Raw genomic sequence first — 20,353 nt, 5'->3', positions numbered from 1 at the left:
CAGGAAATTTTCCATGTCTGAGACCCCTTCAGCCGCACGCAAGGCATTTGGCGATATTGCTCCGGCCCTGGCCGAATATTCCGACAAGGTTCTCTTCGGGGATGTGTGGGAGCGGCCCGAACTCTCACCACGCGACCGCAGCCTGGTAACGGTTTCCAGCCTGATTTCGCTCTACAGAACCAACGAGCTCGGCTTTCATATCCGCAAGGCCTTGGAAAACGGCGTAACCCGTGAAGAAATCATCGAGGTCATCACGCATCTGGCCTTTTATTCAGGCTGGCCAACGGCCTCCACCGCTTTGACGATCGCGCGCGGCGTGTTCGACGAAACCAAATCCTGAGCACTCTTAAAAAACTTCCTTCAAAACGATGCAGAGCAAGGAGATCCCCATGGACTACCGTTATCTCGGACAGAGCGCGCTTAAAGTTTCTCCTCTTTGCCTTGGGGCTATGATGTTCGGTGGTGACACCGATGCCCAGACGGCAAAGCGGATCATCGACAAAGCTGCGGCACAGGGCATCAACTTTCTGGATACCGCCGATGTCTATAATGGTGGAAAATCCGAAGAGGTGGTTGGAAGCAGCGTAAAAGGCAACCGGGATGCATGGGTGATTGCTACCAAATTTGGCTACGGCAGCGGTGCCAACCAGCAGGGACAATCCCGTAAATGGATCATGCAGACACTTGAAAGCAGCCTCAGGCGCCTTGGCACGGATTATGTTGATATCCTGTATTTCCATCGCGCCCTTCCCGGCGTAACACTGGAGGAAGGGCTGCGAGCCATTGGGGACCTGATCCGTCAGGGCAAGATCCGTTATTATGGTGTCTCCAACTTCCATGGCTGGCGGATCGCCGAAGTTGTCAGACTGGCAGACCATCTCGGCATTCAGCGCCCTACAGTCAGCCAGCCACTTTACAATCTGGTTGACCGCTCTGCAGAAGTCGAGCAATTGCCCGCAGCCGGTCAGTACGGACTTGGGGTCGTCCCCTACAGCCCTCTGGCCCGCGGCGTCCTGACAGGCAAATACGCCTCTCTCGACAACCTGCCAAAAGACTCCCGGGCGGGCCGTGGCGATGCCCGTATTCAGCAGACTGAACTACGTGCTGAATCTCTAATTGTCGCGCAGAAGGTGGCCGAACGCGCCAAGGAAAAGGGCATTTCCTCAATCGCCTTTGCCCTCGGCTGGGTCTTGAGAAACCGGCTCATCAGCGCAGCCATTGCAGGCCCGCGTACCGAAGCACACTGGGACAGCTACATGGATGCCCTGAACGCTACGCTGACAGCGGAAGATGAGGCATTCATCAATAATCTGGTCCATCCGGGGCATGCATCCACTCCCGGTTACACCGATCCGGGCTATCCCGTCGAAGGACGCGTTGTCGCCTGAATCCGAAGAATCCCGAAGAGAACGGAGAACACTGATGAAAACCTATGGGTTTGCAGCAACCTCATGTGAGGCCCCTCTCGCACCGTTCAGTTTCGAACGACGTGACTTGCGAGACAACGACATTGCCATGGACATCCTGTATTGCGGCGTCTGTCATTCAGATCTGCATCAGGCGCGGAATGATTGGGGATGGTCGCAGTATCCCATGGTCCCCGGTCACGAAATTGTCGGCCGTGTGACAGCCACAGGAAAGGCCGTCACACGCTATAAAATAGGTGATGCTGTAGCTGTAGGCTGCATGGTCGACAGTTGCCAGACCTGCGATCAGTGCCGCAAAGGCGAGGAGCAACTCTGCCGTGAGGGCAATACGCAGACCTACAACGATAAGGATCGTATTACGGGCGAGCGCACCTACGGCGGCTATTCCAAACACCTCGTTGTGCGGGAAGAATTCGCCCTGAAAGTTCCGGAAACACTGGATCTCTCCCGCGCAGCTCCCCTCCTCTGCGCTGGCATCACCACCTACTCCCCTTTACGCACCTGGAACGCAGGACCGGGCAGTCGCGTAGCAGTTATCGGGCTTGGTGGCCTCGGACATATGGCTGTCAAACTCGCCTCTGGCATGGGAGCAGATGTCACGGTCCTCAGCCGCTCAAATGCCAAAGAGAAAGATGCCTTGGCTCTGGGTGCGGACCGGCTTCTGGTGTCGACCGACGAAACAGCCATGGCCAAAGCGGCTTCCAGCTTCGACCTCATCATCGATACCGTCCCCGTCAAGCATGACCTCAACCCTTATATGCCTCTGCTGGATGTTGATGGCACACTGGTGCTCGTCGGTCAGGTTGGGCCACTGAATGAACCCAGCACCGTTCCCATGATCATGGGTCGTCGTCGTATTGCGGGTTCACCCATCGGAGGCATTGCCCAGACGCAGGAAATGCTTGATTTCTGTGGCCGCAAAAACATCCTGCCTGACTGTGAAATGATCCGCATGGACCAGATCAACGAGGCTTTCGACCGACTGGAGCGCTCAGACGTTCATTACCGGTTCGTGATCGACATGGCGACCCTCACGCCAGACACGACAGCCGCGTAAGACAGATGCCCCATGCCTCTCTCAGGGCGTTGGGGCATCTCTCAACAATCCATTACTGGCGATAGCGCAACGTATCGACCAGCAACCTGAAAGCAGCGGAGGATTGTCGGCGGCTGGGATAATAGAGATGATAGCCGGAGAATGGCGGACACCAGTCTGCCAGCACCCGAACCAGCCGCCCGTCAGCAAGATGACCCGTCACCTGATCTTCCAGGACACAGGCCAGGCCAAACCCCGCCACAGCCGCCCGCAGGATCATGGGGACATTGTTGAAGACCAGTTGGCCTTCAACCCTGACATGCAATTCCCGCTTTCCCTTCTCCAGCTCCCACGCGTAAATGCCGCCTGATGTCTCCAGACGCAGGTTGATGCATTGGTGGTGCGCCAGATCCTGTGGTGTTTTAGGCTTTTCTTTCTCCGCAAAATAGGATGGTGCCCCGACAACCGCCATCCGCATGTCGGGACCGATCCTTACAGCGACCATGTCCTTCGCAATCGACTCTCCGAGCCGCACACCAGCATCGAAACGCTCGGCGACAATATCTGTCAGGCCGGACTGAAGAGCCAGTTCGACATGCACATCAGGATAATCGGGAAGCAGTTTTTCGAGAACTGGCCACAACAGCCGGTTGGCGGCATGTTCAGAGGTGGTAATACGAATTGTGCCTGCAGGCCGGTCTCGGAACTGACCAAGCTGTTCGATTTCACCCGCGATACTGTCAAGGGCAGGGGCAAGGGTCCGCAGGAGGCGTTCTCCCGCTTCCGTTGGGGATACACGCCGCGTCGTCCGGGTCAGAAGCCTGACGCCAAGCCGCGTTTCCAGCCGACGGATCGTATAACTCAGAGTGGATTGAGAGGTCCCCAGCCGCGCGGCAGCCCTGGTAAAGCTCTGCTCTTCCGCCACAATAAGAAAGGCGTTGAGATCGACCAGTTCTTCGCGCCGCATTCATGAACTCCCAATATAGCTTCAATCGAGCAGTAGCCAATTATTCGGCACAAAGATACATGCTTGTATTTCGAAGGGAGCAGCACCTCCCCTCTCAGCAGTCAAGCCTCAGAAAAGGTACCCTTCCATGACTGGAAAATCCACGATCGGACAGCGCTACTACGGTGACATTGCCCCCGGCCTTGCGGATTATACGGACAGGGTCCTGTTCGATGATGTCTGGGAACGGCCAGGCCTCTCGCTGCGTGATAAAAGCCTCATCACCGTCTCAGCGCTTGTGTCGATGTACCGGCTGGACGCTTTGGAAGCCCATCTGAAGATCGCGCTGGACCATGGTGTGACCCGCGAGGAACTCAGCAGCACGATCACGCATCTGGCCTTCTATGCAGGCTGGCCATCTGCTTCGAGTTCCATAGCCCGGCTGCGCAAGGTACTTGAAAACCTGCCCTCGTAGAAACTCTTGCGCTCGCCAGACAAGTATTGCGTCGCATATGCCCGTCCGGATTACGGCTGGTGGTTCCGTTCCACCTCGTAGCGTGCCCAAATGATCCCGTCTTCAAACGTTTCTGATGCTGTCAGGCGCAAAGACTGGCCGATAGCGGGCTCTTCGTCTTTTTCGCCTTCATATTCGAAGACACATGTCCCACCCGACAATCCATCGAGACCGGGATAGATCATCAGGCTGATATCATCGATAAGGCCAGCCTTGAGAAAAGCTCCATTGATCCGTCCCCCTCCTTCTACCAGCAAGGTTTCTACGCCGAAGTCGCCCCTGAGGCTGTTCATTGCATGCCCCAGATCTTTTCCCTCTTCCCCAGCAAAGAGATAGGAAATGCCTGTCGCCTGAAGCTCGTAGAGATAGGTATCCGCCACCTGTTCGGAAAGGATCGTAATAATCGGGTCACCGTCAGCGTTGTCACTTTCGTAGCGCAGCTTTCCTTTTGGATCGACCACAACGGCCAGGCGTCCGGTTCTGCGTTTTGCCGCTTCAGAGACATGGGCGCGACGGGGCAGTTCCCTGCGCCCGGAGGCATCTGGCTGCCCTGCTTGGACAAAATATTGTTGCATGGTCTGGCGACCAACAAGCCAGGCATCCGCTTTGAATGTCTTCTCGATGTCATAGTAGCGATTGACCAAATCATCGCGCGCTTTGCCGTCAACAGGCTGTGTCCAACGATCGGTCAGGATCCGTCCGTCAATGGAACTGATCATATGACAAATAATATGCGGGCGCATGACTGTTATCCTTGGTTTCAGGTTGCAGAATGTTTGAGCGTTAACGCGGAGGCAAAGCTGGCCATACCGCACAGCGCCATAATGAGGCCCATGGGCCAGGGCGTTCCATCGGCGAACAGTCCCACAAGGGCTGAGCTGAAAACGCCGCTCCCGTATTGAGTAGCGCCTACAAGAGCCGAGACAGCGCCTGCCTGCCGTGGGAAATCGGACATTGCGCCTACAATTGCGTTGGCCACAATAAATCCAGCCATCGCGGCAAAGACCAGCAGGGAAAGGACCAGCCCCCAAAGACCGCCGCAGCCAGTCCAAGCCAGACAGCCGGCGAGCAGGCCAGACAGTGCCGTAACGGCTGTCCCCCACAGCAAAGTCCGGTCACTGCCAAAACGCGCAACAACCCGACCATTCAGGAGATTGGTCGCCATGATACCCAGAATACCCGCGCCAAAGAGAAGCCCGTAAAGTCCGGAAGGAACGTGATAGTAAGTGATATAGGCGAAGGGAGTTCCGGCAATGTAAGCGAACATGCCGGCATAGAAAAACCCGCCGGCCCCCATATATCCAAGAAGCCGCCTATGACGGAGCAGATCACCATAACGGAATATGGCTCTCCCAAGCGGTTCAGAATTCCGTTGCGTTTCAGGAAGAGTTTCCGGCAGCGTGAACAGCGCAGCGAGCGTTAGCAGACCTATCATACCCAGGAACCCGAAGATGGCGCGCCAGCCTGCCAAAGCAAGGATCTGGGCTCCAACAATGGGGCCAAGCAATGGCGCAATCGCCATCACAGTCATCAGAACCGAAAGCATCCGGGCTGCCTGCGGCCCTTCATACAGATCACGGACCATGGCACGCGCGAGCACCACACTCGCACAGGCCCCTGCTGCCTGGAGCATGCGCCAGATGATCAGGCTTTCTCCGCTTCCCGCCAAGGCACATCCACCTGAACCGATGACGAACAGAACAAGGCCAATCGCAACAGGCAACCTGCGCCCATATCGATCACTGAGGGGGCCCCAGAATAACTGTCCAATACTGAAACCCATCAGATAACCCGAAACAGTCAGATCAATCGTTCCAACTGTCGTTCCCAGAGCACGGACCATTGTCGGCATGGCGGGCAGATAGAGATCTGTCGAAATCGACGCAAACCCCATCAACACACTCAGGATTGCAAGAACATGCCAACCCTGATCTGCCTCCTTTGCCCGTAGCAAAGGATCATGATTGACGCTTTCTGCACTCTCGAGAGCATCACCGGGAAAAGAATCACCGTTGTTTTCCATCATGATGACGTTATTCTCTTGTGAAATGACAATAGCAGATCCCTGTAGTTGAATTCCAGTATTGTATACACAGCGCGATCCAATACTGGCAGACGTCTTTCCTGCCTGAATATCAAAGGTACCCTTGGAAACACGCTGCACAGGCTTCTTATTTTAAATGAGATTACGAACCACGATTAGGAGGGGAAATTGGCATACAATTATATCTTTAGATCATTAATCGAACGGATTAATTGACCCAAAATACGAGAAACCATCCTTACATGGCGCTTGGAAGGAGCCTGAAAAATGCGTGACGATGATGCTCCTGTTCCCCGATAGAAGAACTCATGAATTCGGAGCATAACGTTATGCGACAAATAGCCGATAACAAGTGACCGCAGAACTGTATAAAATAATAAATCTAATGTGCCGAAAACAATTCTAACGCATCTAAATCCGAAAATTGCCGAGAGGGATTATTTATGAACAAAGTGATTGTTGTCATCGGCTCCGGTTCTATCGGCCAGGCGATTGCCAGACGTGTCGGGGTCGGAAAACATATCCTTCTGGCCGATTTGCGTATGGAAAATGCTCAAGCCGCTGCAGAGGTGATGTTCAATGCAGGCTTCACGGTCAGTACGACACAGGTCGATGTGTCCTCCCGGATTTCTGTCGAAGCGCTCGCTCAAAAAGCAAGCGAACTGGGTGACATTATAGGTGTTGTCCACGCGGCTGGGGTCTCACCCTCACAAGCCTCCCCGGCCACAATTCTGGCCGTTGATCTTTATGGGACCGCACTCGTACTCGAAACGTTTGGCAACGTCATCGCAGCGGGAGGTTCAGCCGTTGTCATTGCGTCCCAGTCCGGGCATCGGCTGGGAGCATTGACGGAGGAACAAAACGCGGCGCTTGCGACCACCCCCGTCGAGGATCTCCTGGCTCTTCCGATGCTCCAACCCAAAGAGATCAAGGATTCTTTGCACGCTTACCAGATTTCCAAACGGGGGAATGCACTCAGGGTCGCTGCAGAAGCGGTACGCTGGGGAAAGCGAGGCGCGCGGCTTAATACGATCAGTCCTGGAATTATCATCACCCCGCTCGCACGAGACGAACTGTCAGGACCGCGCGGCGACGGTTACCGTCGCATGATCGACCTCTGCCCGACCGGCCGCGCCGGCACACCGGACGAGGTTGGGGCAGTTGCTGCACTTCTCATGGGTGAAGACGGTACCTTCATAACCGGTAGTGACTTCCTTATGGATGGCGGCGTTACCGCAGCCTATTGGTACGGCGACCTCAAGCCCCGTTGAAAATCGTGCCGCTCAGGAAGACATCGCCGGAAGCCTTGAGGGATTATTGCAAATTTACCATGTTAGGGATCCGGCATATTCCAAAGATGAGGTTGCTGCGGACAACCAGTTCTGGCCAAATCTTCCATACCCTCACCTCTCATCAACGACGATATCGTAATTCCTTTACAAGCATTCTGAACGCCGAAGGCAGCTGATGCCGATCCGGATAGTAAAGGTGATATCCGGAAAAGAGCGGGCACCAGTCCTCCAGAACGCGAACCAGTTTTCCGTCCCTGATTAATGCCGCCACCTGATCCTCCATGACATAGGCAAGACCAATGCCATCTACTGCCGCAGCCAGCACCATGGAGATATCGTCAAGGATCAAAGGGCCCTCAACCCGAACATTGAGGTCCCGGCCCTCTTGGCTGAACTCCCACATGTAAAGCCCTCCCTTGGTAGGAAGGCGAATGTTGATACAGCGATGTTTCGTCAGGTCGTGAGGTGTCTGGGGAGCCCCCTGTTGAGCAAGATACGCGGGTGCCGCAACGGCTGCCATTCGCAGGTCCGGACCGATACGCACAGCAATCATATCCCGAGCCACCTGCTCGCCGAGACGCACTCCCGCGTCAAACTGATCCGCAACGATATCTGTAAGGTGTGAATCCACAGACAGTTCGACCCTGACATCCGGGTAATTCTGGAGTAACCGCCTGATCGACGGCCACAGAATTGTCTCCGCAGCATGGCGGCTTGTCGTAATACGAACAGTTCCAGATGGTCGTTCCGTGAGGGCATTCAGCGCCATAAGGCGCGCATCAATATCATTAAAGGCCAGGCGCAGCGTCGCCCTCAATTGCTCACCTGCCTCCGTGGGCGCGACCTTGCGCGTGTTCCGGGTAAGAAGTTTCAGGCCAATCCGTGCCTCCAGACGACGCACGATCTGACTGATGGCCGACTGTGATGTGCCCAGGCGTGCCGCCGCCCGCGTAAAGCTGCACTCCTCTGCAACTGCGAGAAAAACGGCCAGATCACCCAGTTCTTCCCGCCGCATTCATAATCTCCTGATATAACCTTATGTCCAATTCAGCATATAATCACTAGGTCTCAAACACGCTAGAAATATAGAAATAGGAAATTCTGGGATGCAGGTTGACTGTTCCCAAGGATAAAGACCCAGCTTTCAAGCAGAGGTAAAATGACCAACATCCTCATCCTCGGAGCTTATGGGCAAATTGCTCGTGTCGCCACGCGCCTTCTACTTGAAACGACGGATGCGGAACTGACACTTTATCTCCGCAACGCCCCACGACTGGCATCACTGCACGGAAATGACAGGGTTGAAATAATCGAAGGTGACGTCCTTGATGAGCCCGTGCTTGAGGCGGCCATGCAGGGCCAGGATGTGGTCTATGCCAACTTGTCCGGCGACATGGAGAAGCAGGCCAGGACAATTGTCCGCGTGATGGACAAAGCAGGAATTCGTCGACTGATTTTCATCAGTTCAATGGGAATTTACGACGAAGTGCCAGGGGAACATTACGGTAGCATTCTGGAGCCTTATCGGCGTTCCGCCGCCGTGATCGAAGCATCAGACCTTGATTACACCATCATCCGGCCAGCATGGCTGAGCGATACGGATGAGATTTCTTATGGAACGACCATTAAGGGAGAAGAATTCGCCAATCCCCATGCTTATGTCTCGCGCAAAAGCGTGGCGGATCTGATCGTCAAACTGATCACGACAAAAGAACAGCATGTGCGTGAAAGTCTCGGTGTTAATGCGAGATGATGGACGATCAAGCGTAATGGGTTGTGTACACCCAAGACATTTTCCAAAGTTCCCGTGTTTAACCGTCTGATAATACATCTTTTATATGGGTGAATATCAGGGCAATGGAGAATAAATCATCATGAAATATGTAAAGCTGGGAAATACTGGCGTTGACGTCTCGAAGATATGTCTCGGGATGATGAGTTTTGGCAAACCGGGAAAAGAACATGGTCTCTTCCCATGGGCAAAAGATTTCAACGAGGCGAAGCCCATTTTTCAGGCAGCGATCGAGGCAGGGATCAACTACTTTGATACGGCAAACATCTACCAGATGGGTACCAGCGAAGAAGTAACGGGTAAACTCATCCGCGAATTTGCCTTGGACCGGGACGATATCGTCGTGGCAACCAAGGTACGGATGGAGATGCGCCCCGGAAAGCCAAATGGAAGCGGTCTTTCTCGTAAGGAAATCCTTAGCGAAATCGACAAGAGCCTGAAGCGTCTTGGTCTGGACTATGTCGACCTATATACGATCCACCGGACCGACCCTTTGACGCCCATGGAAGAAACCATGGAAGCGCTGCATGATGTCGTGAAGAGTGGTAAGGTCCGTTATATTGGTGCGTCGAGCATGTTCGCATGGCAATTCGAACGCATGCAGAATATTGCCGAAAAACATGGCTGGACCAAGTTCGTCGCCATGCAAAATCAGTATAACCTGCTTTATCGGGAAGAAGAGCGGGAAATGCTTCCTCTCTGTGAGGACAGAAAGATTGCCATCACCCCCTGGAGCCCACTCGCGGGCGGCCGTCTGTCGCATCCATGGGGCACCGTGACAGGCCGGGTGAAGATCGACGAAGTGTCAAAATGGGTCTGGGACAGTACGAATGATCTCGACAAGGTTGTCGTCGACAATCTGGAGAAAATGGCACAGGCCCGTGGCATTTCAATGGGACAAATGGCTCTGGCCTGGTTGCTGAGCAAGCCCTCTGTCACCGCCCCGATTGTCGGAACCACGACCGTCAATCATGTGAAGGAAGCAGTTTCCGCGCTTGATATTGTGCTGTCCGCGGAGGAAGTCGAGGCTCTTGAAGCTCCTTATGTCACCCATCCCGTACTAGGCATGATGTAAAGAGACCACCGGATATGGTTCAAGAACGACACGACTGAAAGTCTGGACAGGGGATGGCCTCCTTCCACAGGATGCAGACATCACATCTTGGTGGAAAGGGGTCATCCCGACCGACCACTTCTGTTCGAATCTGAATATTGACGATGTTCTGTACGTCGCAAACCTTCACAGCACCTACCCGCAAGCCGGTACGGAAAGCGAGCTCTGTTCGGCTTAGGCTCAGGACCCATTGATTTGATTGCGGAAATCTGTTTCAGGCTCTGCAAGGAGACTGAAGATGAGCGATCTGTTTTGGCTGACGGATGAACAGATGGAGCGTCTGCGGCCGTTCTTTCCCAAGAGCCACGGCAAACCTCGCGTCGATGACCGCCGTGTGCTGAGCGGCATCATTTTTGTGAACCGCAATGGTATGCGCTGGCGTGATGCGCCCCGGGAGTACGGTCCACACAAGAGGCTCTACAACCGCTGGAAGCGTTGGGGCGACATGGGCATTTTCATGCGGATGATGGATGGCTTATCTGCCGCAAAGGCAGAGCCCTAGACTATCATGATTGATGCAACGTACCTCAAGGCGCACCGCACGGCTTCGAGCCTGCGGTTAAAAAAAGGGATCCAGGGCGACTGCTCGGACGGACAAAAGGTGGCATGAACACGAAGCTGCATGCGATCACCGATCAGAACGGACGATCGCTGAGCTTTTTCATAACTGCGGGACAGATCAGTGATTATACCGGTCCCGCTGCTCTGCTGGACAGTCTTTCTACGGCACAATGGATGCTGGGAGATCGCGGGTATGACGCCGACTGGTTCCGGAATACCCTGGAAAAGAAAGAGATAAAGCCCTGCATTCCAGGACAGAAATCCCGCGAAAAACCGGTCAGATATGACAAGAGAAAATATAAACGACTCAACCGCATCGAGAGCATGTTCGGAAGGCTCAAGGACTGGCGGCGTGTCGCAACACGCTATGACAGATGCCCCACCGTCATCTTCTGGCTATGAGTCCTGAGCCTAGGTCACCATCCTGACCTTCGGGCTGCCTTTTGAAATGGGGCTGGCAGCTTACCATCCAGCTCATCAGCCAGGATGAATCCGCGATCGTGACTGGACCATCCGTGATGATTTTCCCCGAAAAGCGGATCACGTCCTGTAATTCGTAGCACGAGATCTGGAATCCGCGCATCGCGTGTCGTAGCCGGCAGACGGGATGCGACTTTCTATTCGATATCGCGAAACACACGTACGACGCCGCAAAGTGCAGAAAGTCGTGGAGCGTGAGTGTTTAAGATGCCGATGATCGCGAGCCGGTGATGAGAATATCGACGAGGCGTTTCGCACTGCTTTCCCAGCCTGGACCGGCCGAAAAATTCGAAACCCCCGCCAGAGCGCGGAGCAGATCCAGAGGCTCGATGTCGGCGCGGAACTCACCGGCGGCGATGGCAGAGGAGACAAGGCTGTTGACCGCGGCTTTGAGAACATCGCCGGAATGCGCATAGAGCGCCCCAGTTCCCCCGACCAATCCGTTGAGCGCGGGAGCGATGACCTGCTTGGCGGCAATGTAATCCACAAACAGTCGCATCCATGCGCGCAGCGCCTCTACCGGCGGATGCTGTGCGGCCAGCACGGGAGCCGCTTCAGCGAGGCGATCCAGTTCGGCGCGATACACTGCCTCGACAAGAGCGTCACGATTGGGAAAGTGACGGTAGAGCGTGCCGATGCCTACGCCTGCGCGCCGTGCAACTTCATCCAGAGGAATGTCTACTTCCCCCATCGTAAACGCGGTTTTGGCCACATCCAGGAGATGCTCCCGGTTGCGCTGTCCGTCGCTGCGCGGTCGGCGACGAGGCTTTTTCACGTCGGTCACCTGTCCTCCTCTTGTTAAACGGAGTGATGCTCCGTATATGCAAAACGGAGCGATGCTCCACATAAGACATTCCATGCCGTTTCAGCAAGGAATGGACGCACCATTTCAGGGAGTTCCACCCATGACTCAGATTTTTGGCGCAACCTCAACGACCGATGATGTTCTCTCCGGCGTGTCTCTCAAGGAGAAGCGCGTTCTCGTGACCGGCGTTTCTGCCGGACTGGGTGTCGAAACAGCCCGGGCGCTGGCGGCTCATGGCGCGCATGTCGTAGGCGCGGTGCGCGATCTTGCAAAAGCCGAGCGTGCAACCGATCAGGTCCGTGCGGCTGCGGCGCAGGGAGGCGGCGCGTTCGAACTTACCGCGCTGGACCTTGCGGATCTGACAAGCGTCCGCGCCTGCGCCGACCGTCTGAACGCGCAAGGCGCGCCCTTTGACCTGGTGATCGCCAATGCGGGCGTCATGGCAACGCCGTTCGGACATACGAAAGACGGTTTCGAGACCCAGTTCGGTACCAACCATCTGGGACATTTCGTTCTGATCAACCGGATCGCCGGACTGCTGCGCGACGGCGCGCGACTGGTCAATGTGTCCTCGGCAGGACATCGCTTCGCCGATGTCGATCTGGACGATCCGAATTTCGAACATACGCCTTACGTGCCGTTCGTGGCCTATGGGCGCTCCAAGACCGCCAACATTCTCTTTGCCGTCGCCTTTGATGCGCGGCATCGCTCACGGGGCGTGCGGGCAACAGCAGTTCATCCCGGTGGAATCATGACGGAACTGGTGCGGCACATGGCTCCTGGCGAGATCGAAGCCATGGTAAGCCAGATCAATGAGCAGGCCGTTGCCGAGGGCCATGAGCCATTCCAGTTCAAGACTGTTCCGCAGGGTGCGGCAACCTCGGTATGGGCCGGCATCGTGGCAGAAGCCGATGCCGTGGGTGCGCATTACTGTGAGGATTGTCACGTCAGCGATGTCGTGCCAAGCGACCAGCCGATCAGTCTGGTCAATGCGGGGGTACGCGCCTACGCTCTCGATCCGGCACACGCCGAGGCCCTGTGGACAAAGAGTGAGGAAATGGTCGGCGAACGCTTCGCCTGACGCGTTCGTACGAACAACGCTTCGGTACAGCGCAGGTCCACAGCTGTGCCCGGGATGCCGACGGCCACCGTAAGCCGTCGGGTCCGCCTATCCATGAGGATGTCCATACTCGTGCGCATTATCGTATTCGGCCTGCTTCTGTCGATCGTGATCCTGAACTGGTTATGGCCACTTCCTCTTCCGGTTGCCGTGAAACTCCTGGTGGCCGTCTCCGTCATCGTGGCATCGCAATTCCAGTTCTGGAGCAGGCTCTCTTCGGGCTCGATGTTCGCGCCAGAATTCCCGAAACCGCTTATCATCCTGTTCAACTGGGCGGTCGGAACGATCCTGTTTCTCACGCTGTTTCAGCTTGCCCTCGATCTCGGTGCGCTGGTGGTTGCGCTGATTGCCTGGCAGCCGGTTCATATCGGCACTGAAGCCCGCATCACGGTAGGTGGACTGGCCGGGCTGCTCGCCGCCATCGGCGTCACCAATGCTCTGCGAGTACCAAAGGTCAGGGACGTGACCGTCACCATACGCGGATTATCCCCGCTGTTTGATGGATACCGACTACTCCAGCTGAGTGATCTGCACATCACGCGGCTCTTCTCTGCGGGATGGGCTGGCCGTGTTGTAGCGCGCGCCAACGCGGCCGATGCTGATCTGATCGTCGTGACGGGGGATTTCATAGACGGGTCGGTGGAGATGCGCCGTGCCGACATCGCACCGCTCGCAGGCCTGCATGCCCCGGATGGCGTACTGGCGGCTCCAGGCAACCATGAATATTTCTTTGATTATGGGGCCTGGATGCGCCATCTGTCTGCACTGGGCTTCGATATGCTGGAAAACCGGCACAAGGTGATCAGGCGCGACACGGCCCACCTTGTTATCGCAGGCGTGACGGACCGCTCGGCACGTGGGCACGGTCAAGTGGGACCGGACCTTGACGCCGCATTGGCGGACTGTCCTGCCCATGCGCCGGTTGTGCTGCTCGATCATCAGCCTGGCGATGCCCGAATTGCGGCGGCTCGGGGCGTGGCACTTCAGCTCTCGGGCCATACACATGGCGGGATGATCCTCGGTCTCAAGCGCCTCGTCGCGCGCGGCAATAACGGCTTTGTCTCCGGCCGCTACCAGGTGGGTGGCATGACGCTTTATGTTAGCAACGGGACCGGTCTATGGCCCGGCTTCGCGCTCCGCCTAGGCGTGCCAGCCGAAATCACACGCTTTCATCTGCGGGCCGGATAGGCGTCAAGGTCGGCCGACAACTTTTTCCCATTGCCCGATCATTTCTGTCGCCGTGAGTGTCTCTATCTGCAGTTGAATCAATGGCAGGAAACATCCAGTGGGCACTTTTAAAGCGGACAACCTGCTTTCCCCCCAAAGCTGCCCACAGATGGCCTTATACCGTGACTGAAAACTAGCCATTTGCGGTAGAGATTCACGATGCCGCTACGGCATGGCCCAATCCCTATAGGAAAACAGATGTTTTCCGACGGGGCTCCTACCACTCTGAAGCGTGACGTATTTCTTGAGCGAACTTTATACCAGCATTGACGACAAACCCTGTCAGTTTGGTAGATACGGCGGAAACGTCAGAATATGAGTTTCCCGACACGCTCCTCAGCGATTTGGCTCAGCAAGGCTGTGCCCTGATTTACAAGCCCCCTATGCCTCGTATTGAAAGAATGGACCAAAGGTGCCTAAGAGGCGGGCCACCTAATGCGTCTTGGATATCCCCGATCTCATAGACTGAGCGGCTCCCACACTCTCCAAGACACGCATCAGGCTGAACTGACTTAAAAAAGGGTCCTTAGCCCGACCCCAATCGTCGCCTAGTGCTGGCTGATGCGGACGCTCACTCCCCCTTACCAGACAGCACCGCCTGATTGGCGGCCACAGCCTTTTGGGAGCTGATTGAGTTCAGATCATCTGCCGTTGCATCCGCCTGAACTTTGGCCTTGCCCGTCTGAACCTGCTGGAGCCCGGTCGTCGCCTCCTGAGCCATGTTATCCAGGCTGATCGCACCGGCTGCTTCCGCCGCCTTCGGCACAACGGCCTTTTCATAGATGATTGGTGCGCCATCGGCCGTCGTGGTCGGCGCACCCGGAGCGGGCGCCGCAGCCTCAACAGGCGCAGGCGCAACAGCAACCGGTGTGACGCTCACAGGCTGACCGGGCTGTGCTGTCACCTCCGCCTTGAGAGACGGTGCGGCCGGTGCAGCAACAACCGGCGTGCTGTAAGCCGTGCGATTAATGATCAGGTGATCGGGTCCGGTGGAATCCGTCGGATCCTTGTCATAGATGTCGACAAGCTTGTCGTTACTGCCAAAGCAGAACAGCACCGTATGCAACTGCGGACGGGTTCCAGCCTTCACCGGTGCCCAGATGACCTGCGCCAACCCCAGGGTCGCAACACTGGTGACAACTTCCCCCGCCTTCATGGCAGCACGGCCGCCAGCCGTCAGGCCGGTCGTATAAATTTTGTAGATATCGCAGGACCGACCGTTCTTCTGGATCGTGCCCTCAGCCTTACCGACCGTGCTGACAACGCCGAAACGGTCCGTGTTCTGGTTGAACTGACTGAGAAGCACCGGCTCAGGTGCAGGCATCCCGCTGCTGCAAGCGGCCAGGAGCAGAAGGGCAGAACTGGAGAAAAGTGTTTTTGAAATGGCTTTCAGTGTCATGACGGACCTGTCGATCACGGTCCCCGCCTGATAAACGGGGACACAGTATGTTGCGTTAGGAAAAGTAATAACCGATTGCGCTTATTCGTCAATAAGCGATTGCGGGTATTATCAAATTGACACTGTGCCCCCTGCCGTGTAGCGAGGGTTCATGGGAAGACCACCACTCGATATCAAACTCACATCCGTGCGCCTGAATTCCTCCGCGCGAGAGCGGATCGTCCGTCTTGTCGGACAGGGGGGCATGGCGGAGTTTATTCGCGAGGCCGTTGAGAAAGAGTTAAAGCGCCGCGAGCAGTCTCTTCGACGTCAGGGCGATCCGCCTTCAGATCTCTGACGGCTTCTGCCAGCCCTGCCCCCAGAAGCAGAAAGGCAATCCCGCCAAGCGGCATGTTCAGGAAAGCGCTTTGCGACGACAGAGGCCACTCATGCAGGACAGCAGCCCCGAAGAGACCGACACGCCAGGCAATCTCCGGTGCGGAAAGACCGACCTGCCGTCTGGCGGGTCGTCCCAGAACACGCCACCAGCTTCCGATCATCGCGATGAACAGAATGCCTCCCGGAAATCCACCATTCGTAGCGGCTTCGAGCACATGATTATGGGTGTGCTGAACACAGACAGCCACCCCGCCTCCATTCGGTTGGAAATGGCTCGGACCGGGCTTCAGAAACACCTCAGAACGACAGTAGTGCCGGAACGCATCGTCCCCTAACCCCATGACCGGATGCGCTTCGATCATCACGATCGCACGATTGTAGATCTGCCCATACGGAGAGCTGGCGAAGTGGGCGAGCTGGCTGTGCGTCTTTGTTACCAGATGCCCGAAAGCGTCCGGGGAAACGAACGCCAGAAGCCCAATCAGAGCCGGACTGGCGACCAGAAGCGCGAGCGCAGGACGCCGCAGGGTCGGGAGCACCACGGCACAGACCGCAGTGCCGAGAAGAAATGTCGCCAGGGACATCCGCTGGCCAGCCAGAACGAGCAAACCGAGAACCGGCAGAAGAACCGCACCCGTCAGAAGCGTTTTTTGCCAGGAGCGTGTCGCGCGGTGTCCCAACAGCGCCCCCACAAACAGAGCTACCGGAAGACCCAGAAGAGCAAAAGGCGCAGAGACGCGCGGCTTGTCGTAAGGTCCGGTGAGTGTCCCGTCGCCAAATCTCGGATTGCCAAACAGGTTATGGCCCGTGACCGCCTGAAGCAGCATTTGCGCTCCCAGATACAGCACGCAGGCGATCACCAGACGGCGACACCACGTCCGGGTCCGGGGATCCTGCAACGTCCAGAACGCCAGAGCAAACGCCGCGACCGGAAAGCGGATGGCCAGTAGCGCCTGGGTGAGGCTGGCGGTCGCCTCTGCCGGAACAGGCGCCTGACGTGGCAGGGAACACAGGACCAGCCAACTCCACCAGACAAGGGCCGGCCAGACGAAACCCTGACGACACCAGCGCCAATCGCGGGTCAGGGCACTCCGGAACAGAAATCCGACGGCCAGCCCATCCAGACAGCCCTCGGCGATACCGCGCCAATGCACCAGAAACAGCGGCAGAAGCAGAGTGGCCAGTGCCCCGAGACAATCCAGAACGCGCAGAAGAGTGGGCTTTTCAACACGCACCATGTCAGATCCACGCCGCCCGGGTTTTTGGGCTCTCCACGCCTACGGCGGCCAGGGACACACCGGCCTCGGCCAGCATCCCCACTTCCCGGGTGCGATGATCCCGCAGTGCATACAGGCTGCGATCAAGGAACAGGGTGTTTCGTGCCCCGCGTTCGATCAGCGACCGGAAATAGGCATCCCGGAACCGGATGACGGCACCACGCTCCAGCCTGGACGCCATGACGATCACGGCGACGGCCGCCTGTAACCGGCCGAGCACGACACAGGCCTGCGACCAGGCATGACAGGTTACACCCACCTGCCCTGACAGATACTCGGCAGCCTCGATCAGCTGCTCGGCACTCGGCCGACCGGTGGAACAGAAATCCCGCAGACTGCTGCAGATTTCCAGATAGAACGTCGCTGTCCCCTTGAACCCGCGCAATGCTGTCCGGTCATAGACGCTCGAACGGTTGGTTCCGGAACTCCGCCCTTCACACCGCATGTGTTCAATGCGAGTGCCGCCATCGGCGGCTACGTGATCTACTTTTTTAGAAGTTTGAATGTTTTTAGTATCTGTATAGTGGGCCCCGTTTTGAGGACCCATGGGCCTCATTTCTGCTGGATACGACGTTGAAAAAACACCGTTTTCCACAGGCGCGTTATCCAGGCCGGACTCAGGCTCGGCGCACTGCCCGGCCAGAGCCGCAGAAAGGGCCAGCATCTCCTGGTACAGCCCCTCCAGAGTGCCGAGCTGAGCCGTCCTCAGACGGCTGCGCATGATTCCCGTCGCTTGCTCCATGATGTTCTGAAGCCCGAGGTCTTCGGCCTGTGCGCGGACCGTGTCGTTCAGGCTGGCAATGCTGTCGCGCAGAAAGGACACGCGCTGGCGCAGTCGCCGCTGTTCCGCGCTCAGGGCCAGCAGATCCGGCCAGCGGTAGCGCAGGGACGCCAGATTGAAGCCAACCTGCGTCTGGCCCTCCTCCGTCTGCCACCGTCGGCCGCGCTGCCCGTTGCGTCCGTCCTGGGGCACCAGAAGCCGCGCTTCAGCCAGCTCCCGGATGTGCCGCTGCAGTGTGCTGCGCGACAGACCTGTCCAGGACATGAGCGTGGTGTTGTGCGCGTAGATGAATGGCGTCTCAAGCGCCGTCCAGGCGTCCGGAGAGGTCTTCTCCACCATGATGATCAGCGTCGAGGCTGCTCCCCGGCTGACGGGCAGGACACCGCGGAGAGATTTCAGCATGTTCAGCATATCCTGTTTGCCGGGTTCGGCCGGGACGGGGGTGGTCAGTTCGTCGCGTGCGGCCAGCATGGCCTCACTGATCCGGCGTCGGCCGCGCCGCGTGCACGGGGCCTGCGCCCTCTGCGTCTGTGCAGAATGCTCCATTGATCGGTCCGGTCTGGGGGTGAAGGGACCACCTCACGGCCGGACACCAGACAAAACGCTCCCGTTCGCAATTTAGTGCTTGCGTTTCGAAAAGAGCTGACGCTAGATGAAGTTAACGATTTTGACATCTAACGTATGTGTTGCCTGGAGCCCTGGCTCTTCCGATTTGGCGATCGGAGGAGGCGGGGTTTTTGGTTTGTGGGCGCTACGTCATCGGGGGTCCTCTGGATCGACTCGCTGGCGCCGCCCACAGGGACGTCTCCAGACATCCGGGCATCGTGCCTCCGTTCGGCCGCTGCAACAACCTCGAAAGCGCCCGATCAAACAAATAATTGAGTAAAAACGGGCATTTAGTGTGTCCATTTTGGCGCGCTATTTTCAACTTGTGACGGCCTCCGAAGCGCCGCTGCCCATACGGCTGGCCACCGTCTGCTGGTACTGCCCCACCGTCCAGCCACTCATGTTGTTGGCCGCGAGCGTCTTGGCGGAGACATACTGGCTGAGCGGCGTACTCGCATTTGATTCGGTTGCAATGGCCGCGCCGGCCTTGGTGCCGAACATGTAGGCGCCATAGACCTGCGTTCCGGTGGCCGGTGCGCCTGTCGAGCGACTCACGGCGGACGCGTAATCGCTGATGATGGCGCTCGCCACCTTGGCCTGGGCCACGGGATCGGACCGGTCGGCCGCGCTCAGACCGAGTTCCGAGGCATACTGGTTCCAGGTGCCGTCCGTGACCTGCCACACCCCCTGTGCACTCGAGGACGTATTCCCGACATTCTGGAAATGGCTCTCGATCTGCCCGAACGCTGCCAGCGTGTCCGGGTTGATCCCGGCCGCCTGCGCCGCAGCCACCGCGTCCGCGCCATAGGTCTGGGCCATCAGCGTCGCGTAAGCATCCGCCGTTCCCCAGGCCCCCTGATACGAGGATGTGGCGGTGGTCCCGCCAGTCGTCGTCGCGGTCGAGGGCCGCGTAAAGACGGGCGAACCGGGTTCCGGGTTGGTCGGTACGATCTGCTCAGGCACCGCCCCGAGAGCAGCAATAACAGGACTGCTTACGCCGAGGGTCAGCAGGGCCAGAACCGGGAAGGCTTTCACTTTGCCGGATGCGTAAACAGGACCATCCCGGCCGCGTTCTCACCCGAGACCACGCAGGCCCGGGACGCGCCGTCCACGAGCGGGCGATAGGCCACGACATCGGCCTCCGGGATCCAGGCAAATGTTGTTCCCGAGCGCAGAACCTGCCGCCAGCCCTGAAAGACCGTGTCCGTCACCGCGATCTGCGGAGCAGCGGTTCCGACATGGACAGCGCCACGACGCGGCTCGGCAAAAAGCGGCTCGAAGTCATGAGCGGGACTGCGGCAGGTCACGGGAACCGGCGTAGCGTGCAGCGTCTGCGGAGCCTGCGTGACTGTCGGGGGCGGGCCCCAGTTGCGAGAACCGAGTTCCGACTGACGCTCCTGCGACAGTCTGTCGAGCTGCTCAGGCGTCAGATGTTGCGCTGAGGCCTGGGACACCAGAGGGGCCGCCAGCGAGACACAGACGGAGAGCCAGAAGCGAAAGCGCATGGTGCAGAATCCTTGAGAAAGTACCTCCCCATAGTCTGACTGATCCGAA

General features: G+C 57.4%; 20 protein-coding genes and 1 pseudogene. 10 read left to right on the top strand and 11 right to left on the bottom strand.

From position 1 onward, the window contains the following. Positions 1 to 13: 13 nt before the first annotated feature. The 3 genes from R5H23_RS14925 to R5H23_RS14915 are packed head-to-tail and all read left to right on the top strand — an operon-like array spanning position 14 to position 2,484. Positions 14 to 340 carry a carboxymuconolactone decarboxylase family protein gene (locus R5H23_RS14925; RefSeq protein WP_317215911.1) on the top strand — a complete coding sequence of 109 codons (327 nt, stop codon included), beginning with the start codon at positions 14 to 16 and terminating at the stop codon, positions 338 to 340. Between the two features lie 49 nt (positions 341 to 389). Then, positions 390 to 1,388, top strand: a complete 999-nt coding sequence (locus tag R5H23_RS14920; protein WP_317215910.1) for an aldo/keto reductase — start codon at positions 390 to 392, stop codon at positions 1,386 to 1,388. A gap of 34 nt (positions 1,389 to 1,422) precedes the next feature. Further along, on the top strand, positions 1,423 to 2,484 hold the full coding sequence (locus tag R5H23_RS14915; protein WP_317215909.1) for an NAD(P)-dependent alcohol dehydrogenase: 1,062 nt from the start codon (positions 1,423 to 1,425) through the stop codon (positions 2,482 to 2,484). A 52-nt stretch (positions 2,485 to 2,536) separates the two neighbouring features. Here R5H23_RS14915 and R5H23_RS14910 read toward each other — a convergent pair whose 3' ends face one another. Beyond that, positions 2,537 to 3,430 (bottom strand): LysR family transcriptional regulator, encoded by an 894-nt coding sequence (locus R5H23_RS14910; protein ID WP_317215908.1) that lies wholly within the window; start codon positions 3,428 to 3,430, stop codon positions 2,537 to 2,539. A gap of 127 nt (positions 3,431 to 3,557) precedes the next feature. On the opposite strand from R5H23_RS14910, the gene R5H23_RS14905 reads away from it, so the two are divergent. Beyond that, positions 3,558 to 3,884: a carboxymuconolactone decarboxylase family protein gene (locus R5H23_RS14905; protein ID WP_215751318.1), complete on the top strand. Its 327-nt coding sequence runs from the start codon at positions 3,558 to 3,560 to the stop codon at positions 3,882 to 3,884. A gap of 50 nt (positions 3,885 to 3,934) precedes the next feature. On the opposite strand, the gene R5H23_RS14900 is transcribed toward R5H23_RS14905, so the two are convergent. Further along, positions 3,935 to 4,666 carry a dihydrofolate reductase family protein gene (locus R5H23_RS14900; RefSeq protein WP_317215907.1) on the bottom strand — a complete coding sequence of 244 codons (732 nt, stop codon included), beginning with the start codon at positions 4,664 to 4,666 and terminating at the stop codon, positions 3,935 to 3,937. A gap of 17 nt (positions 4,667 to 4,683) precedes the next feature. Next, a complete protein-coding gene (locus R5H23_RS14895; protein ID WP_317215906.1) occupies positions 4,684 to 5,949 on the bottom strand; it encodes a multidrug effflux MFS transporter in 1,266 nt (421 codons plus the stop codon). Positions 5,950 to 6,410: 461 nt separating this feature from the next. On the opposite strand from R5H23_RS14895, the gene R5H23_RS14890 reads away from it, so the two are divergent. Continuing rightward, positions 6,411 to 7,238: an SDR family oxidoreductase gene (locus R5H23_RS14890; protein WP_317215905.1), complete on the top strand. Its 828-nt coding sequence runs from the start codon at positions 6,411 to 6,413 to the stop codon at positions 7,236 to 7,238. A gap of 142 nt (positions 7,239 to 7,380) precedes the next feature. On the opposite strand, the gene R5H23_RS14885 is transcribed toward R5H23_RS14890, so the two are convergent. Further along, the gene (locus tag R5H23_RS14885; protein ID WP_317215904.1) at positions 7,381 to 8,274 is read right to left on the bottom strand and encodes a LysR family transcriptional regulator; all 894 of its coding nucleotides are present in this window, start codon (positions 8,272 to 8,274) and stop codon (positions 7,381 to 7,383) included. Positions 8,275 to 8,418: 144 nt separating this feature from the next. Here R5H23_RS14885 and R5H23_RS14880 point away from each other — a divergent pair, with 144 nt between their 5' ends. The 3 genes and pseudogenes from R5H23_RS14880 to R5H23_RS14870 all read left to right on the top strand — a co-directional run bounded on the left by R5H23_RS14880 (position 8,419) and on the right by R5H23_RS14870 (position 11,128). Beyond that, positions 8,419 to 9,012: an NAD(P)H-binding protein gene (locus R5H23_RS14880; protein ID WP_317215903.1), complete on the top strand. Its 594-nt coding sequence runs from the start codon at positions 8,419 to 8,421 to the stop codon at positions 9,010 to 9,012. Positions 9,013 to 9,133: 121 nt separating this feature from the next. Beyond that, positions 9,134 to 10,126 carry an aldo/keto reductase gene (locus R5H23_RS14875; RefSeq protein ID WP_317215902.1) on the top strand — a complete coding sequence of 331 codons (993 nt, stop codon included), beginning with the start codon at positions 9,134 to 9,136 and terminating at the stop codon, positions 10,124 to 10,126. A 277-nt stretch (positions 10,127 to 10,403) separates the two neighbouring features. Beyond that, a pseudogene (locus R5H23_RS14870) lies at positions 10,404 to 11,128 on the top strand (IS5 family transposase). On the opposite strand, the gene R5H23_RS17125 reads toward R5H23_RS14870, so the two are convergent. Both R5H23_RS17125 and R5H23_RS14860 read right to left on the bottom strand, forming a co-directional pair. Further along, the gene (locus R5H23_RS17125; protein WP_408874364.1) at positions 11,112 to 11,204 is read right to left on the bottom strand and encodes a hypothetical protein; all 93 of its coding nucleotides are present in this window, start codon (positions 11,202 to 11,204) and stop codon (positions 11,112 to 11,114) included. The pseudogene R5H23_RS14870 and the gene R5H23_RS17125 sit on opposite strands and share 17 nt — an antisense overlap. Before the next feature lie 204 nt (positions 11,205 to 11,408). After that, positions 11,409 to 11,990: a TetR/AcrR family transcriptional regulator gene (locus tag R5H23_RS14860; RefSeq protein ID WP_317215901.1), complete on the bottom strand. Its 582-nt coding sequence runs from the start codon at positions 11,988 to 11,990 to the stop codon at positions 11,409 to 11,411. A 121-nt stretch (positions 11,991 to 12,111) separates the two neighbouring features. Here R5H23_RS14860 and R5H23_RS14855 point away from each other — a divergent pair, with 121 nt between their 5' ends. Both R5H23_RS14855 and R5H23_RS14850 read left to right on the top strand, forming a co-directional pair. Then, complete coding sequence (locus R5H23_RS14855; RefSeq protein ID WP_317215900.1) at positions 12,112 to 13,092, top strand: SDR family NAD(P)-dependent oxidoreductase; 981 nt, start codon at positions 12,112 to 12,114, stop codon at positions 13,090 to 13,092. A 111-nt stretch (positions 13,093 to 13,203) separates the two neighbouring features. Continuing rightward, on the top strand, positions 13,204 to 14,319 hold the full coding sequence (locus tag R5H23_RS14850) for a metallophosphoesterase (protein WP_317215899.1): 1,116 nt from the start codon (positions 13,204 to 13,206) through the stop codon (positions 14,317 to 14,319). Between the two features lie 610 nt (positions 14,320 to 14,929). On the opposite strand, the gene R5H23_RS14845 is transcribed toward R5H23_RS14850, so the two are convergent. The 5 genes from R5H23_RS14845 to R5H23_RS14825 form a co-directional block, all read right to left on the bottom strand. Continuing rightward, positions 14,930 to 15,775 carry a hypothetical protein gene (locus tag R5H23_RS14845; RefSeq protein WP_317215898.1) on the bottom strand — a complete coding sequence of 282 codons (846 nt, stop codon included), beginning with the start codon at positions 15,773 to 15,775 and terminating at the stop codon, positions 14,930 to 14,932. Between the two features lie 236 nt (positions 15,776 to 16,011). Next, positions 16,012 to 17,373, bottom strand: a complete 1,362-nt coding sequence (locus R5H23_RS14840) for an O-antigen ligase family protein (RefSeq protein WP_317215897.1) — start codon at positions 17,371 to 17,373, stop codon at positions 16,012 to 16,014. A 1-nt stretch (position 17,374) separates the two neighbouring features. Further along, positions 17,375 to 18,739 (bottom strand): replication initiation protein RepC, encoded by a 1,365-nt coding sequence (repC, locus tag R5H23_RS14835; protein WP_317215896.1) that lies wholly within the window; start codon positions 18,737 to 18,739, stop codon positions 17,375 to 17,377. Between the two features lie 378 nt (positions 18,740 to 19,117). Continuing rightward, positions 19,118 to 19,834: a transglycosylase SLT domain-containing protein gene (locus R5H23_RS14830; RefSeq protein ID WP_061510680.1), complete on the bottom strand. Its 717-nt coding sequence runs from the start codon at positions 19,832 to 19,834 to the stop codon at positions 19,118 to 19,120. Continuing rightward, a partial coding sequence (locus tag R5H23_RS14825; protein WP_317215895.1) for a hypothetical protein occupies positions 19,831 to 20,353 on the bottom strand: 523 nt, incomplete at its 5' end. The genes R5H23_RS14825 and R5H23_RS14830, both read right to left, overlap by 4 nt.

This window comes from Gluconobacter sp. GP1 (assembly GCF_032913585.1).
GTDB lineage: Bacteria > Pseudomonadota > Alphaproteobacteria > Acetobacterales > Acetobacteraceae > Gluconobacter > Gluconobacter cerinus.
Note: the sequence above shows the minus strand (reverse complement) of the source record. Positions and strands in the feature narration are given on the sequence as shown.

Bases quoted from the DNA above. Each gene is read 5' to 3' on its own strand.
- R5H23_RS14925 (WP_317215911.1), top strand. From the start codon at position 14: ATGTCTGAGACCCCTTCAGCCGCACGCAAGGCATTTGGCGATATTGCT.
- R5H23_RS14920 (WP_317215910.1), top strand. From the start codon at position 390: ATGGACTACCGTTATCTCGGACAGAGCGCGCTTAAAGTTTCTCCTCTT.
- R5H23_RS14915 (WP_317215909.1), top strand. From the start codon at position 1,423: ATGAAAACCTATGGGTTTGCAGCAACCTCATGTGAGGCCCCTCTCGCA.
- R5H23_RS14910 (WP_317215908.1), bottom strand. From the start codon at position 3,430: ATGCGGCGCGAAGAACTGGTCGATCTCAACGCCTTTCTTATTGTGGCG.
- R5H23_RS14905 (WP_215751318.1), top strand. From the start codon at position 3,558: ATGACTGGAAAATCCACGATCGGACAGCGCTACTACGGTGACATTGCC.
- R5H23_RS14900 (WP_317215907.1), bottom strand. From the start codon at position 4,666: ATGCGCCCGCATATTATTTGTCATATGATCAGTTCCATTGACGGACGG.
- R5H23_RS14895 (WP_317215906.1), bottom strand. From the start codon at position 5,949: ATGATGGAAAACAACGGTGATTCTTTTCCCGGTGATGCTCTCGAGAGT.
- R5H23_RS14890 (WP_317215905.1), top strand. From the start codon at position 6,411: ATGAACAAAGTGATTGTTGTCATCGGCTCCGGTTCTATCGGCCAGGCG.
- R5H23_RS14885 (WP_317215904.1), bottom strand. From the start codon at position 8,274: ATGCGGCGGGAAGAACTGGGTGATCTGGCCGTTTTTCTCGCAGTTGCA.
- R5H23_RS14880 (WP_317215903.1), top strand. From the start codon at position 8,419: ATGACCAACATCCTCATCCTCGGAGCTTATGGGCAAATTGCTCGTGTC.
- R5H23_RS14875 (WP_317215902.1), top strand. From the start codon at position 9,134: ATGAAATATGTAAAGCTGGGAAATACTGGCGTTGACGTCTCGAAGATA.
- R5H23_RS17125 (WP_408874364.1), bottom strand. From the start codon at position 11,204: ATGAGCTGGATGGTAAGCTGCCAGCCCCATTTCAAAAGGCAGCCCGAA.
- R5H23_RS14855 (WP_317215900.1), top strand. From the start codon at position 12,112: ATGACTCAGATTTTTGGCGCAACCTCAACGACCGATGATGTTCTCTCC.
- R5H23_RS14840 (WP_317215897.1), bottom strand. From the start codon at position 17,373: ATGGTGCGTGTTGAAAAGCCCACTCTTCTGCGCGTTCTGGATTGTCTC.
- repC (WP_317215896.1), bottom strand. From the start codon at position 18,739: ATGGAGCATTCTGCACAGACGCAGAGGGCGCAGGCCCCGTGCACGCGG.